Genomic DNA, 15,534 nt, shown 5'->3' with positions numbered 1-15,534 from the left:
GAATATGACCAATCAACTGTCTAAAACCAACTTTGTAGAACTGAAGAACATCAATAAGAGCTTCGGTAAGAACACCGTGATTGATGAGCTGAATCTGTCAATACCTCAGGGAAATCTGGTGACGCTACTCGGACCTTCTGGCTGTGGTAAAACCACCATTCTTCGTCTGGTGGCCGGATTAGAAAAACCAACCTCAGGGCAGATTTTTATTGATGGTGAAGATGTCACTGACCGAGCCATTCAGCAGCGGGATATCTGTATGGTGTTCCAGTCCTATGCGTTGTTTCCTCACTTATCGCTGGGGGATAATATTGGCTATGGTCTGAAAATGCTGCGTTTGCCTGCGGATGAAATTCGTCAGCGGGTGAAAGAAGCCCTGACGTTGGTCGATCTGGAAGGGTTTGAAGATCGCTTTGTTGACCAGATTTCTGGTGGTCAGCAGCAGCGTGTTGCTTTAGCCCGGGCACTGATTCTGAAACCAAAAGTACTGCTGTTTGATGAACCATTGAGTAACCTTGATGCTAACTTGCGTCGCAGTATGCGGGATAAAATTCGCGAGCTTCAGCAACAGTTCAATATTACCTCTTTGTATGTAACCCACGACCAGAGCGAAGCTTTTGCCGTATCGGATACGGTACTGGTTATGAACAAAGGTAAGATCATGCAGCTTGGTGAGCCAAAGCAACTTTATCGCCAACCGGCTTCACGCTTTATGGCTAACTTTATGGGGGATGCCAACATCTTCCCGGCAACCCTGATGGCAGATAGTGTCGACGTATTCGGTTATGTGGTGCCAAAGCCCAAAGAGTTTGGGCAAGCCACTGGTCATTACACTGTCGGTGTCAGGCCGGAAGCCGTTGCGTTAGTACGTGATGGGCTGGATAGTCAAAAGTGTCAGGTGGTAAGCGTTGCCTATATGGGACCGCAGTATGAGGTGACAGTTAACTGGCACGGGCAAACGTTATTGTTGCAGGTAAATGCGACACAGCTTGAACCCTCTGCCGGAGACCATTACTATCTGCATATTCATCCTCACGGTATGTTTATTTTACCGGAGGAGTGATTTATCAATGCTATCTGTTCAGGCCCTTCGGGGCCTGAGTAATTTTCAGCGCATTAAATTCGTTTAAAAACGGATATACTTTGGAAAATCATGCAGGGCTGCTATTACCTGCATAATTATTTTTGATTTAAAGAGGTCATCATGCTGAACAGAGAATTAGAACGCTTGCTGAACGATGAGCTGAAAATCAGACAGTTTCGCGATTACGCTCCGAATGGATTGCAGGTAGAAGGGCGCACTCAGGTTAAACGCATAGTGACCGGAGTGACCGCCTGTCAGGCATTGTTGGATGCAGCGGTTGAACTTAACGCGGATACCGTATTGGTTCACCATGGTTATTTCTGGAAGAACGATGAGCCAGTTATTACCGGTATGATGCATAAACGTATAAAGACTCTGTTGAAGCATGATATTAACCTGTTTGGTTATCATCTCCCGCTGGACGGGCATCCGACACTGGGTAATAACGCACTGCTGGGTGAAGTATTGGGTTTTCATCACACCAGTTCGTTAGATCCGCTTAGTCCTGATTGTTTAATCTGGCAGTGTCAATTGGATAGCCCAATGACCAGCAGTGAGCTGACTGAACGAATCACTCATCGTTTAGGCCGCACGCCTCTTCACTGTGGCGATAATGCCCCGGCTGAAATTCGTCGCATAGCCTGGTGTACTGGTGGCGCACAGGACTATATTAAACAGGCAACAGATCATGGATATGATGCCTATATTACCGGCGAAGTTTCTGAGCGTACTATTCATATAGCCAGAGAAATGGGTATACATTTCTATTCAGCGGGTCATCATGCAACTGAACGATATGGTATTAAAGCCCTTGGTGAGTGGCTGGCAGAGCATCACCAGTTTGATGTGACCTTTATTGATATTGATAATCCGGTTTAATCAATAACAAATATGACTTAACGATGCTCTGCGCTATTTATGCAGGGCATCTTTGTTTTAAGGAGTTGATATGCCGGAAGGACCTGAAATTCGCCGGGCAGCGGATAAATTAGTGGATGCCGTGGAAGGAAAAGTACTGACTTCCGCCTGGTTTGCCTTCCCCGAACTGAAAGTATTTGAAGCGCTGCTGGTTGGGCAAACCGTGACTTTCATCGAAACCAGAGGCAAAGCGTTATTAACCCATTTTTCCTCTGGCTTGTGTATGTACAGCCATAATCAACTGTATGGCCTCTGGAAAGTCGCAGAAGCGGGTAAACGGCCTGACACTAAACGAGATTTACGAGTAGCGTTGGAAACGGCGGATAAAGCCATTTTGCTTTACAGCGCCTCAGATATTGAACTGGGGCCACTTGAGGCTATTCTTCAACATCCATTTTTACAGCGTATTGGTCCTGATGTATTGGATATGACGCTAACGAAAGCAGATATTCGCGCTCGCCTGTTGGACAAAGGATTCCGTCGCAGACAACTGGGTGGCATGTTACTGGATCAGGCTTTTCTCGCCGGGTTAGGTAACTATTTACGTGCAGAAATCCTGTGGGCGGCGGAGTTGCTTCCTCATCATAAGCCCGAATCACTCACTGAGTTGCAACTGGATAAGTTAGCTCACGCTTTGATTTCTATTCCACGGCTTTCTTATCAGACGCGGGGAGAAGTGAATCCTGACCATCATCACGGCGCGTTGTTTGAGTTTCATGTGTTTGCCAGAGAAGGTCTGGCATGCGAAAGATGTGGGGCAGTGATTCAGAAGACGGCGCTGTCATCGAGGCCGTTTTATTATTGTGGTGGGTGTCAGGAGTGATAGGGTTATACCCGTAGGGAGATTTAGGCTCTCAGGTATAACCAATTTTGTGGAATGGTGAAACCTGATGGGGTATTGAGAAGGTTTCGTCCGCAAATAGTGTTGTGTTTTGCGCGGCTATCGTGCGGCGGCCGAGCAGAGGGCATTAGGGCGAATGCCCTCTGCACTCCCGCGCCTTCGCACACGAATCCAGGTCGCCTGGCGGCGACTTCCCTCCGCCTTCACTCGGGCTTACGCACCGGCGCAGAGCCGCTCCCTACGTCGCTGCGCCTCGCCGAACATCCATGTTCGGCGTGCTACCCTCATTCAGTTGTCGGCTGAATTCCAGTGCTCTTAAAGGTCAAAAGATTAAGGTCAAAAGATTAAGGTCAAAAGATTGTTTAGTATTCAGGGCGTTGCCCTGAGTCTTTTTTGTCTTTGTCTTTGTCTTTGTCTTTGTCTTTAGACCTTTTAATTGAAGCTAATTGGAGGGAGAGGGTGCCGTGGGGGTCGACTTGGCGTAAGCCAACGAAGTGCCCGTAGGCAGCCTAGGCCCGACGCACTCTGTAGCTGAGTACAGATGGTCTTCCGGCCGAGCACAAAGATAATATGGGCACCATAGCTATTACGGCCGGAATATTCTCAGAACCAGATTATGCAAACGTGCCCACTAATCCTGAGCCAGTGGTCTTTCGATCAAAAACAACATAATCCCAAACAAAAACCCCAAGGGATGACCTCGGGGTTTTCAATCCAACTAAAAAGATTTTAAAAAACGTTACGACTTATCCTGACGCTTAGGAATCTGAGAGTGGAACTCTCTCTCAGTGTAACCGTTATACAGCTGACGTGGACGGGCAATACGGATGCCGTCGGTGTACATCTCATTCCAGTGGGCAATCCAACCGATAGTACGAGCGATAGCAAAGATCACCGTAAACATGCTGGTCGGGATACCAATGGCTTTCAGAATAATACCGGAGTAGAAATCGACGTTTGGATAAAGTTTCTTCTCAATAAAGTACGGATCGTTCAGAGCGATATGCTCCAGCTCCATGGCGATATCTAATAGCTCATCGCTAAGGTTCAGCTCTTTCAGTACTTCATGGCAGCTTTCACGCATTACGGTAGCGCGTGGATCGTGGTTTTTATACACGCGGTGTCCAAAGCCCATCAGACGGAAAGGATCGTCTTTATTTTTTGCTTTCTCAATAAACTCAGGGATACGGTCAACGCTGCCGATCTCTTCTAACATCTTCAGACAGGCTTCGTTAGCACCGCCGTGAGCAGGGCCCCACAGGGAAGCAATACCCGCCGCAATACAGGCAAATGGGTTAGCGCCGGATGAACCTGCAGTTCTCACCGTTGAAGTTGATGCGTTTTGCTCATGGTCCGCGTGCAGAATCAGAATACGATCCATAGCACGTTCAATAACCGGGTTAACAACATACTCTTCACACGGAGTCGCAAACATCATATGCAGGAAGTTACCGGCATAAGAAAGATCGTTACGTGGATAAATAAATGGCTGACCGACGGAGTACTTGTAACACATGGCTGCGACGGTTGGCATTTTAGATAGCAGACGGAACGCCGTGATTTCACGGTGACGCTCATTATGTACATCTAATGAGTCATGATAGAACGCTGCTAAAGCACCCGTTACCCCACAAAGTACAGCCATTGGGTGAGAGTCACGGCGGAAACCCTGGAACAGACGGGTGATTTGCTCGTGAATCATGGTATGGCGTGTAACAATCTCCTTAAAGGTGGCAAACTGTTCTGGTGTTGGCGTTTCACCATACATCAGAATGTAGCAAACCTCTAAGTAGGTTGAGTTTTTTGCCAACTGGGCAATAGGATAACCACGGTGTAAAAGCACGCCTTCATTACCATCAATAAAGGTGATTTGTGATTCACAGGACGCGGTGGATAGGTAACCCGGATCATAGGTAAACAGTCCTTTTGAACCCAATGTTCTTACGTCTAAAACGTCTTCGCCCAGGGTACCTGATAATATGGGTAGCTCAATACTTCTGCCATCATCAAAGACTAACGTCGCTTTTTTTTCTACAGCCATGATTGTCTCCATAATTAATTCAGGTTAAGGGATTCTGGCAATTTGTTAGCGGTGAAACCGCCGATTGCCTTTCCTATAAACAACTTGCTAATACAGTTGCATAAATTTAGACCATCGTGAAGAGTAATTTTACTTTTTTTTTACAATTTAATGCTCTGTTAGCATTTATTTAACATATTAGATGATGCCTTTCACATAAACTTATTGTTTTTAATGGTTTTTTTATGATTGTGATCGTTGTCACTATTTGGGTAAATTGTTATCAATCTGTTTTTATTTGAATTGTATTTGTAAAATGAGGCTTCTATACTCATGGACACTTCCTGGGCGGGGTGTGCAACCTTTAGTCAGAAAAAGTGGGTTGTACCTCGTTAGTTGGATATCTGGCAAAGAGTGATTTTTTGAACATAACAATTGATATCACAAAGGGTTATGTTCAGAGAGATAATCTGTTTTAATAGAGGAACGTGATTGTAATGAGGTGCCAAATTTCGTTGCAATGCGTGCCAATTGTAAGCAGCAACAATCGTTTTACCAGTGCTGGATAAAAGCGGATCGAACAACTCTCTTTTAACAGTTCATTAAAATAAGCTTGTCGACTTTTAGTAACAACGTGTTAGAGAAGAGAGTAGCGGGTTCATGTCGCAACACATACTGAAGCATGAAGCTTAAGAGGTCATAATGCAGAACGGCGCAATAAAGACTTGGTTAGACTCATCCTACCTTGCTGGTGCAAACCAGTCTTATATAGAGCAGCTCTACGAGGATTATCTGACGGATCCTGATTCTATCGATGAGAGCTGGAGAAAAATTTTCGATAAACTGCCTACTGATGTATTAAGCCCGGATCAATTCCATTCAACCACCCGTGATTATTTCCGTCGGTTAGCGAAAGATGCCAAACGTTACACCTCTAACGTTAGCGACCCGGAGAACGACGCTAAACAAGTTAAAGTTCTACAGCTTATTAACGCCTTCCGTTTCCGCGGCCATCAAAATGCCAATCTTGACCCTATTAAATTACGTTATAAAGAGCCGGTGCTCGAGCTTGACCCTGCCTACCATAATTTAACCGAAGAAGATATGCAGGAAACCTTTAACGTTGGCTCTTTTGCCATCGGTAAAGAGACCATGAAGCTCAGCGACCTTTATCAGGCTCTGAAACAAACCTATTGTGATTCTATTGGTGCGGAGTACATGCACATTACCAATACAGAAGAAAAACGCTGGATCCAACAGCGTCTTGAATCGGTAGTGGGCCGCGGCACTTATAGTAAAGAAGAAAAGAAATGCTTCCTGCAGGAACTGACGGCAGCAGAAGGGTTAGAACGTTATCTTGGCGCTAAATACCCGGGAGCGAAGCGTTTCTCGCTGGAAGGTGGTGATGCGCTGATTCCAATGCTGAAAGAGATGGTGCGCCACGCCGCCAGAAATGATGCCAAAGAAGTGGTACTGGGCATGGCCCACCGCGGTCGTCTTAACGTGTTGATTAATCTGCTGGGTAAACGCCCGGGGGATCTGTTTGATGAGTTTGCCGGTATCCATAAAGAGCATCTTGGCACCGGTGACGTTAAGTACCATCAGGGTTTCTCATCTGATTTTGAAACTGACGGCAATCGTGTTCACCTGACGCTGGCATTTAACCCATCGCATCTGGAAATCGTAAGCCCGGTAGTTATTGGCTCTGTTCGCGCTCGTCGCGACCGACTGAATGCCACTGGCAGTAGTAATCAGGTTCTACCTATTACTATCCACGGCGATGCAGCCGTTATTGGACAAGGCATCGTTCAGGAAACGCTGAATATGTCTCAGGTTCGCGCCTATGAAGTCGGTGGAACCGTACGTATCGTCATTAACAACCAAATCGGCTTTACTACCTCATTCCCTCAGGATGTCCGTTCAACAGAATACTGTACTGATATCGCTAAAATGATTCAGGCTCCGATTTTCCACGTTAATGCTGACGATCCAGAAGCGGTGGCGTTTGTGACTCGCCTGGCGCTGGATTACCGCAATACCTTTAAGCGTGATGTGATGATCGATTTGCTGTGTTATCGCCGTCATGGTCATAACGAAGCGGATGAGCCAAGTGCAACCCAGCCAATGATGTACACCAAAATCAGAAAGCAGCCTACGCCACGTAAGGTGTATGCCGACCGTCTGATTGAAAATAATGTGGTTACTGCTGAAGAAGTCACTGAAATGGTGAACCTGTATCGTGATGCGCTGGATCGTGGTGAGTGTGTGGTTGAGGAATGGCGCCCACTGAGCACCCATTCAATGACCTGGACACCTTACCTGAATCACGAGTGGGATGAAGAGTATGCCAATACCGTTGAAGTGAAACGTTTGCAGGATCTGGCCCGCCGTATCAGTCAGGTTCCTGAAAGTGTTGAGCTGCATCCCCGGGTTGCCAAAATTTATGAAGATCGCGCCCTGATGGCAGAAGGCGAGAAGCCATTTGACTGGGGTGCTGCAGAAAATCTGGCGTATGCAACATTGGTTGATGAGAGTACACCGGTGCGTATTTCTGGTGAAGACTCTGGTCGTGGCACCTTCTTCCATCGCCATGCGGTGGTGCATAACCAAAAAGATGGCTCCTACTATATTCCGTTAGCTAATATCCATAACGGTCAGAGCGAATTCCAGGTATGGGACTCAGTTCTGAGTGAAGCGGGTGTTCTGGCGTTCGAATATGGTTATGCCAGTGCAGATCCTCGCACCCTGACCATATGGGAAGCGCAGTTTGGTGACTTTGCGAACGGTGCTCAAGTGGTTATCGACCAGTTCATCAGTTCCGGTGAGCAGAAATGGGGCCGCATGTGCGGTCTGGTGATGCTGTTGCCGCACGGTTATGAAGGTCAGGGACCAGAGCACTCCTCTGCTCGTCTGGAACGTTACCTGCAACTCTGTGCTGAACAGAATATTCAGGTTTGTATACCTTCCACACCGGCTCAGGTTTATCACATGTTACGCCGTCAGGCACTGCGCGGTATGCGTCGTCCGCTGGTGGTCATGTCACCGAAGTCATTACTGCGTCATCCACTGGCGATCTCTTCGCTGGATGAGCTGGCAAATGGTTCATTCCAACCGGCTATTGGTGAAATAGATAATCTGAATCCGAAGCAGGTAAAACGCGTGGTAATGTGTTCCGGTAAGGTTTATTTCGACCTGTTGGAGCAGCGCCGGGCGAGTGGAAAAAGCGATGTGGCGATTATCCGTATCGAGCAGCTGTATCCGTTCCCTCATCAGGCCATGCAAAATGCTTTACAGGATTACGCCCACGTCAAAGATTTTATCTGGTGTCAAGAAGAGCCTTTAAATCAGGGAGCTTGGTACTGTAGCCAGCATAATATCCGTGAGGTGATCCCTGAAGGTGCAACGCTGAAGTATGCCGGACGCCCTGCATCCGCTTCTCCGGCAGTAGGTTATATGTCCGTGCACCAGGAACAGCAAAAGAAACTGGTTGAAGACGCGCTTAACGTAAAATGAATAAGGATAAATAATGAGTAACATAGACATTCTCGTTCCAGACCTTCCTGAATCCGTTGCGGATGCCACTGTTGCGACGTGGCACAAAAAACCAGGCGACAGCGTTGAGCGTGATGAAGTACTGGTTGAGATTGAAACAGATAAAGTGGTACTGGAAGTTCCTGCTCTGGAATCCGGTGTGCTTGATGCCATCGTAGAAGAAGAGGGGGCAACCGTCACCTCTCGTCAATTGCTGGGACGTTTACGTCCGGGTGATATTACCGGTCAACAAGTTACCGCTACGCCTCAGGCAACAGAAGCGACGCCAGCTCAACGCCAGACTGCCAGTCTGGAAGAGGGCAGCAACGATGCTCTGAGCCCGGCAGTTCGCCGTTTGATTGCTGAACATGGTCTGGATGCTAACGCTATTAAAGGTTCTGGTGTTGGTGGTCGTATCAGCCGTGAAGATGTCACTCAGCATATTGCTCAACAGAAAGCCGGTGCGGCTAAACCTGCGGCCAGTGCTGAAGCTAAAAAAGCGGACAGCAGTGCTTTATCGCATCGCAGTGAAAAACGCGTACCAATGACCCGTTTACGTAAACGTATCGCGGAACGTCTGCTGGAAGCGAAAAACAATACCGCGATGTTGACTACCTTCAACGAAGTGAACATGAAACCCATCATGGATCTGCGTAAGCAGTACGGTGATGATTTTGAAAAACGCCACGGTGTGCGTTTAGGTTTTATGTCCTTCTATCTGAAAGCGGTGGTTGAAGCACTGAAGCGTTTCCCTGAAGTTAACGCCTCTATTGACGGTGAAGATGTGGTGTATCACAACTACTTCGACGTCAGTATTGCGGTATCAACCCCGCGTGGTTTGGTGACTCCGGTATTACGTGACGTTGATTCGCTCAGCATGGCTGATATTGAGAAAAGTATTAAGGATCTCGCGGTTAAAGGCCGTGATGGTAAGTTGACCGTAGAGGACTTAACCGGAGGTAATTTCACTATTACTAACGGTGGTGTTTTCGGGTCATTAATGTCTACACCAATTATTAACCCACCTCAGAGTGCTATTTTAGGTATGCACGCTATCAAAGATCGCCCAATGGCGGTTAATGGTCAGGTTGTGATTTTACCAATGATGTATTTAGCCCTCTCTTATGACCACCGTCTGATTGATGGTCGTGAGTCGGTGAGTTTCCTGGTGGCAATCAAAGATATGCTGGAAGATCCTACTCGTCTGCTGTTAGACGTTTAGGTCTTATACCGGTTTAAGCGTTAAGTCGACACATATGTAGCCACGGGATTTGTGGCTACATAGCTACACTAATTAAGGACGATAGGTACCTATTCTCTGAAGTGTAATGAGAGTACATATCAGAATGAGTGTGTTTTCGAACTTAGTATTCGCTCAGCAAGCGGTATCTTTAGTGTCGAGAGGCGCAGTTCTTTAATCCCTACAATAATGGATAGAACATCATGAACCTACATGAGTATCAGGCAAAACAGCTTTTTGCTCGGTATCGCTTACCGGTACCAACAGGCTATGCCTGTAGCACGGCACAGGAAACGGTCGAAGCAGCAGAAAAGATCGGTCAGGGTCCTTGGGTAGTTAAGTGTCAGGTACATACCGGCGGTCGCGGCAAGTCCGGTGGTGTAAAGCTGGCTAAGACTAAAGAAGAAGTTCGTGAGTTTGCCGATCGTTGGTTAGGTCAACGTCTGGCAACGTATCAGACTGATGCAGCGGGTTTACCGGTTAACCAAATTCTGGTTGAAACGGCTACTGATATCGATCGCGAGCTTTATTTAGGTGCGGTTATTGATCGCAGCTCTCGTCGCGTAGTTTTCATGGCTTCAACAGAAGGTGGTGTTGAAATCGAGAAAGTTGCGGAAGAGACACCACATCTGATTCACAAAATGGTGCTGGACCCATTAACGGGCCCAATGCCTTATCAGGGCAGAGAACTGGCGTTTAAACTGGGATTAACCGGTAAACAGGTTAATCAATTTACCAATATATTTGTTGGTTTAGGCAATCTGTTCCTGCAGTGCGACCTGTCTCTGGTGGAAATTAACCCACTGGTGGTTACCGGTTCCGGCGAGCTAATCTGTCTGGATGGTAAGCTGGATGTGGATAGCAACGCGCTATACCGCCAGCAAGAACTGCGCGATATGCGCGACCCGAGCCAGGAAGATGAGCGCGAAGCGCATGCAGCGGAGTGGGAGCTAAACTACGTTGCTCTGGACGGTAATATTGGTTGTATGGTCAATGGTGCCGGTCTGGCGATGGGTACCATGGATATCGTTAAGCTTCACGGTGGCGAACCGGCTAACTTCCTTGATGTAGGCGGCGGTGCAACTAAAGAGCGCGTTAGCGAAGCATTTAAAATCATTCTGTCAGACGAAAAGGTAAAAGCGGTCTTCGTTAATATCTTTGGCGGCATTGTTCGCTGCGATCTGATTGCTGACGGTATTATCAGTGCCGTTGAAGACGTTGGCGTTAACGTACCGGTAGTTGTTCGTCTGGAAGGTAATAATGCTGAACTGGGTGTTAAAAAACTCAGCGCCAGTGGTCTGAATATTATTGGTGCAGCCAGTCTGACCGATGCTGCTCAGCGTGTGGTCAGTGTAGCAGCCGGGGAGGTTCGATAATGTCCATTCTGATAGATAAAGATACTAAAGTCATTTGTCAGGGTTTTACCGGCAGTCAGGGTACATTCCATTCTGAACAAGCGTTGGAGTATGGTACTAAACTGGTTGGCGGCGTGACCCCGGGTAAGGGCGGCACCACCCATTTAGGTTTACCGGTATTTAATACAGTTCGTGAAGCAGTTGAAGCCACAGGCGCTACTGCATCGGTTATCTATGTCCCTGCGCCATTCTGTAAAGACTCGATCCTTGAAGCGGCTGAAGCAGGTATTAAACTGATCATCTGTATTACCGAAGGTATTCCGGTTCTGGATATGCTGACGGTAAAAGTAAAAGTCGACCAGTTGGGCGTACGTATGATTGGCCCTAACTGTCCGGGTGTAATTACCCCGGGAGCATGCAAGATTGGTATCATGCCGGGCCATATTCATAAACCAGGTAATGTGGGTATCGTATCCCGCTCTGGTACCTTGACCTATGAAGCAGTGAAACAGACGACCGATGCTGGATTTGGTCAGTCAAGCTGTGTTGGTATTGGTGGCGACCCAATTCCAGGCTCTAACTTTATTGATATTCTGAAGCTGTTTGAGCAAGACCCACAAACTGAAGCCATTGTAATGATTGGTGAGATTGGTGGTTCTGCAGAAGAAGAAGCGGCTCATTATATCAAGCATCATGTTACCAAACCGGTCATCGGCTATATTGCGGGTGTAACGGCGCCTAAAGGTAAACGCATGGGGCATGCTGGCGCCATTATTGCTGGTGGTAAAGGTACCGCTGACGAGAAGTTTGCTGCGTTGGAGGCTGCGGGCGTGCGTACTGTACGTAGTCTGGCAGACATTGGTGAAGCGGTTAAAGCTTCGCTGGGAGCCCATGCAGCAAAAAAGATCTCCGCTGAAGTGAATTGATAATAAAAGTCACTTCATGACAGTTTGTAAAAAGCCGCTTATGCGGCTTTTTTTATTGTCTGTGATTAATTATTTTTTAGGTAATCATGTTGTTTTTATTATAAAAATCAATGAATATTTCTCAAATTATATTATTTATAATAATTATTTTTTGAAGTTATATAATTGTTTATAATAATATTTGTATCTAAATGTCCATGATTTGAGAGGTAAGGCTCATTTTTATAGACAACATAATCGGTTGCAACTTTTATCAGAGTCCATGGTAAGGATTGTTATGAGTAAGTTATTAAAGCAGAAGTTAGCCGCTCTTTTTATTACTGCTTATCGGCTCACTGGCTTTCGGGTTAAAAAATATCAACAACCTTCTGATATCTCTGATTTAAAGAATATCGCTATTTTTTCAACTACCGCATTAGGGGATTTTCTTCTCAATACGCCAGCAATTGCTGCTATTCGAAAAAGATATCCTGATGCCAATATCACAATGGTTGTTCACCAACGAAATGCTTTGCTGGTTGAAGGCAGTGATATGTTCAGAGATGTCCTCTATTGGGATGGTAAGCTGAATGGGTTACTGAAATTAGTTAAAGCATTAAGACGTCGTCATCTTGATGCGGTATTTCTGCGGCACTCCAGAGCGCCTTATGACATTGTGTCAGCAACGATGGCAAATTCAGAAATTATCATTAAAGACGTGTATTACAACGATTATTTGGATAGACCAACCTTTTATCTTAATCCATTTTTATCAGTGCCAGGTCATAAACGGTTTAATGATGTGCATCTGATCCACAAAAAAGCAGAGCTACTGGAGAGTATTGGAATCAGTTTTCCTTCAGTAGAAATGATGATCCCCGTTAAATATACGCCTGAGAAAAAAAATAGAAAAACAGTTGGGATTCATCCGGGAGCCTCTTCTGCAGAACGATGCTGGCCGATTGAGTCATTCGCTATTGTCGCCACACAGATCCTGGATAAGTTTCCTGATGTTGATATCGAACTTCTCGGTGGGCTAGGGGAGATTGAACGTAATAATCAGCTAATACAATTATTACTTCCCTTTAGCGAACGAGTGATAAATTCAGCCGGAAAAACAAATTTGAAGCAACTGGTTGAAAAAATAGCTTCTCTTCAATGCCTGGTTGTTGGTGATACCGGACCTTTACACATAGCGATTGCGGTTAAGACACCAACGGTTGTGATGTTTCGGGGCATGAAGCATGCTGCGGGTACCAGACCATTGCAGGATTTAGCATTACATAAAGTATTGATTGCTGAAGAGGGCTCAGGATTATCATCAATTAAGCCAGATGATATTCTGAAAGGAGTTTATGAAATAATATCAGCTGATTAGTTTTTTATTTCAGTATTACAGGATGTAAAATCACGATATCAATTTTACTGCTGCTATCTTGCTATAACAGTGTTGGATTGCAGCAGTTTCCTCGTACTCTACTATTCTTTTTCTATTGGTATTTTATTTTTTATCCAATAGGGTCGCTTATTAATTTGAACACCAATTTTTAATGAAAAGCACCAAATGTTGCTTTAATGTTTATGATTGTGTGTTTATGTTAATTTATTATAGCATTTTAATCTTTTTATTTAGTATAAATCGCCAAAATAGTAATTAAATGGAATTGAATAATATTAAATCTATGGTGTAATTAGCGAAAATTGTTCTACATCAATTTTTATGCATGTGTGTTACATATCGATTTTGATTTGAGTTCACAATTCTGATTTTATTGTGAAATACCTATTTATTGTAAGGGATTAGAAGCGTAGTATTTAACGTGTGTTATAGGGTTGTTTAAGTTAATAGGTGTTTATGTTCAACAGGACTCAGCGTGGATAGATAGTTAAACGCTGTATGACTATTAGAATAGTTGATGAAACAAATATTGCTTACAGATTGATGTAAATTGATTTTTTAAGGCATTCACCTCTGGTGAGTAATGGGTGTAAGACGACAGGGACAGCATCAGTTTGGGTTGTTACCGTTTGTCTTCCTGAGGAGCAAGGAGTCAAGATGTTTGATATCGTCGAACTATCACGATTACAGTTTGCCCTGACGGCAATGTACCACTTCCTGTTTGTCCCACTAACGTTAGGTATGGCGTTTTTGTTGGCAGTCATGGAATCGGTATATGTGCTGACAGGTAAGCAAATATATAAAGATATGACCAGATTCTGGGGCAAGTTATTCGGTATTAACTTTGCTCTGGGTGTGGCCACGGGTTTAACCATGGAGTTCCAGTTTGGTACAAACTGGTCCTACTATTCTCATTATGTAGGGGATATCTTCGGTGCGCCTCTGGCGATTGAAGGTCTGATGGCGTTCTTCCTGGAATCAACGTTAGTCGGTTTGTTCTTCTTCGGTTGGGATCGTTTAAGTAAGGTTCAACATTTAGCAGTAACCTGGTTTGTTGCTTTAGGTTCTAACCTTTCTGCACTGTGGATTCTTGTGGCAAACGGCTGGATGCAGAATCCAGTTGCATCAGAATTTAACTTTGAAACCATGCGTATGGAAATGCTCAGCTTTTCGGAGCTGGTATTAAACCCTGTTGCGCAGGTTAAATTCGTTCATACAGTCTCTGCTGGTTATGTAACCGGTTCGATGTTTATTCTTGGCATTAGCGCATTCTACTTACTGAAGAAACGCGATCTGCCATTTGCTAAGCGTTCATTTGCTATCGCTGCCTGCTTTGGCCTGGCTTCAACCCTGTCAGTTATCCTGTTAGGTGATGAATCTGGTTATGAGTTAGGCGATGTACAGCGCGTGAAACTGGCTGCTATTGAAGCTGAATGGGAAACACAGCCTGCTCCGGCAGCATTCAACATCATTAGCCTTCCGGATCAAAAAGAGATGAAGAACCATTATGCTCTCGAAATTCCGTATGCTTTAGGGATTATCGCGACGCGTTCTTTAGATCAACAAATCACCGGTCTGAAAGATCTGATGACAGAAAACGAGTTACGTATTCGTAACGGCGTTACTGCTTATCAAATGCTGGAAAAACTGCGTGCAGGGGATAAAGACCCGGCAGTACGCGAGGCCTTTGACCAGACCAAGAAAGATCTGGGATACGGAATCTTGCTGCATACGCAAGCTAAAGATATCAACAACGCAACAGAGGCTGAAATTAAAGCCGCTGCTGCCAGCACCATTCCAGAAGTGGCTCCGCTTTACTTCTCATTCCGTATTATGGTTGCCTGTGGATTCCTGATGCTGCTGATTATCGGCATGGCGGTATACCACGTTGCACGTAACCGTATTGGCGAAAAACCATGGTTGCTTCGTTTAGCACTGTACGGTATTCCATTGCCGTGGATTGCTTGTGAAGCCGGCTGGTTCGTTGCTGAATATGGTCGTCAACCATGGGCGATTGCGGATGTTCTGCCAATTGCGGCTGCGACATCACACCTGACTACGGGTGATCTGTGGTTCTCAATCATTCTGATTTGCGGACTGTACACACTGTTCCTCATTGCGGAAATGTACTTAATGTTTAAATATGCGCGTCTGGGCCCAAGCAGCCTGAAAACAGGACGTTACCATTTTGAACAAAGCAGTGCCGCATTAGCGCAAGAAACACGGTAAACAGGAGTCCAG

Annotated in this window: 10 protein-coding genes; 9 read left to right on the top strand and 1 reads right to left on the bottom strand. The window is 45.6% G+C overall.

All coding sequences use genetic code 11. The features are described from left to right. Window positions 1-4 precede the first annotated feature (4 nt). The 3 genes from fbpC to nei all read left to right on the top strand — a co-directional run bounded on the left by fbpC (window position 5) and on the right by nei (window position 2,825). The gene (gene fbpC, locus EKN56_RS10710; protein ID WP_407656479.1) at window positions 5-1,063 is read left to right on the top strand and encodes a ferric ABC transporter ATP-binding protein; all 1,059 of its coding nucleotides are present in this window, start codon (window positions 5-7) and stop codon (window positions 1,061-1,063) included. A 141-nt stretch (window positions 1,064-1,204) separates the two neighbouring features. Continuing rightward, window positions 1,205-1,963, top strand: a complete 759-nt coding sequence (locus EKN56_RS10705; protein ID WP_130591778.1) for a Nif3-like dinuclear metal center hexameric protein — start codon at window positions 1,205-1,207, stop codon at window positions 1,961-1,963. A 70-nt stretch (window positions 1,964-2,033) separates the two neighbouring features. Beyond that, on the top strand, window positions 2,034-2,825 hold the full coding sequence (gene nei / locus EKN56_RS10700; protein ID WP_130591777.1) for an endonuclease VIII: 792 nt from the start codon (window positions 2,034-2,036) through the stop codon (window positions 2,823-2,825). A gap of 757 nt (window positions 2,826-3,582) precedes the next feature. On the opposite strand, the gene EKN56_RS10695 is transcribed toward nei, so the two are convergent. Then, a complete protein-coding gene (locus EKN56_RS10695; RefSeq protein ID WP_130591776.1) occupies window positions 3,583-4,884 on the bottom strand; it encodes a citrate synthase in 1,302 nt (433 codons plus the stop codon). Between the two features lie 681 nt (window positions 4,885-5,565). Here EKN56_RS10695 and sucA point away from each other — a divergent pair. From sucA to cydA, 6 genes are all read left to right on the top strand, one after another. Then, the gene (gene sucA / locus EKN56_RS10690; RefSeq protein ID WP_130591775.1) at window positions 5,566-8,376 is read left to right on the top strand and encodes a 2-oxoglutarate dehydrogenase E1 component; all 2,811 of its coding nucleotides are present in this window, start codon (window positions 5,566-5,568) and stop codon (window positions 8,374-8,376) included. 13 nt (window positions 8,377-8,389) lie between these two features. Next, window positions 8,390-9,616 carry a 2-oxoglutarate dehydrogenase complex dihydrolipoyllysine-residue succinyltransferase gene (odhB, locus tag EKN56_RS10685; protein WP_130591774.1) on the top strand — a complete coding sequence of 409 codons (1,227 nt, stop codon included), beginning with the start codon at window positions 8,390-8,392 and terminating at the stop codon, window positions 9,614-9,616. Between the two features lie 221 nt (window positions 9,617-9,837). Beyond that, window positions 9,838-11,010, top strand: coding sequence for an ADP-forming succinate--CoA ligase subunit beta (gene sucC, locus EKN56_RS10680; RefSeq protein ID WP_130591773.1), 1,173 nt, complete (start codon window positions 9,838-9,840; stop codon window positions 11,008-11,010). Further along, a complete protein-coding gene (gene sucD, locus EKN56_RS10675) occupies window positions 11,010-11,915 on the top strand; it encodes a succinate--CoA ligase subunit alpha (RefSeq protein ID WP_130591772.1) in 906 nt (301 codons plus the stop codon). Before sucC ends, sucD begins: the two co-directional genes overlap by 1 nt. A 277-nt stretch (window positions 11,916-12,192) precedes the next feature. Then, window positions 12,193-13,272 (top strand): glycosyltransferase family 9 protein, encoded by a 1,080-nt coding sequence (locus EKN56_RS10670; RefSeq protein ID WP_130591771.1) that lies wholly within the window; start codon window positions 12,193-12,195, stop codon window positions 13,270-13,272. A gap of 678 nt (window positions 13,273-13,950) precedes the next feature. Beyond that, window positions 13,951-15,522 (top strand): cytochrome ubiquinol oxidase subunit I, encoded by a 1,572-nt coding sequence (gene cydA, locus EKN56_RS10665; protein ID WP_130591770.1) that lies wholly within the window; start codon window positions 13,951-13,953, stop codon window positions 15,520-15,522. The last annotated feature ends 12 nt before the right edge of the window (window positions 15,523-15,534 follow it).

Source organism: Limnobaculum zhutongyuii (assembly GCF_004295645.1).
Lineage (GTDB): Bacteria > Pseudomonadota > Gammaproteobacteria > Enterobacterales > Enterobacteriaceae > Limnobaculum > Limnobaculum zhutongyuii.
This window is presented reverse-complemented; position numbering and strand designations above follow the sequence as displayed.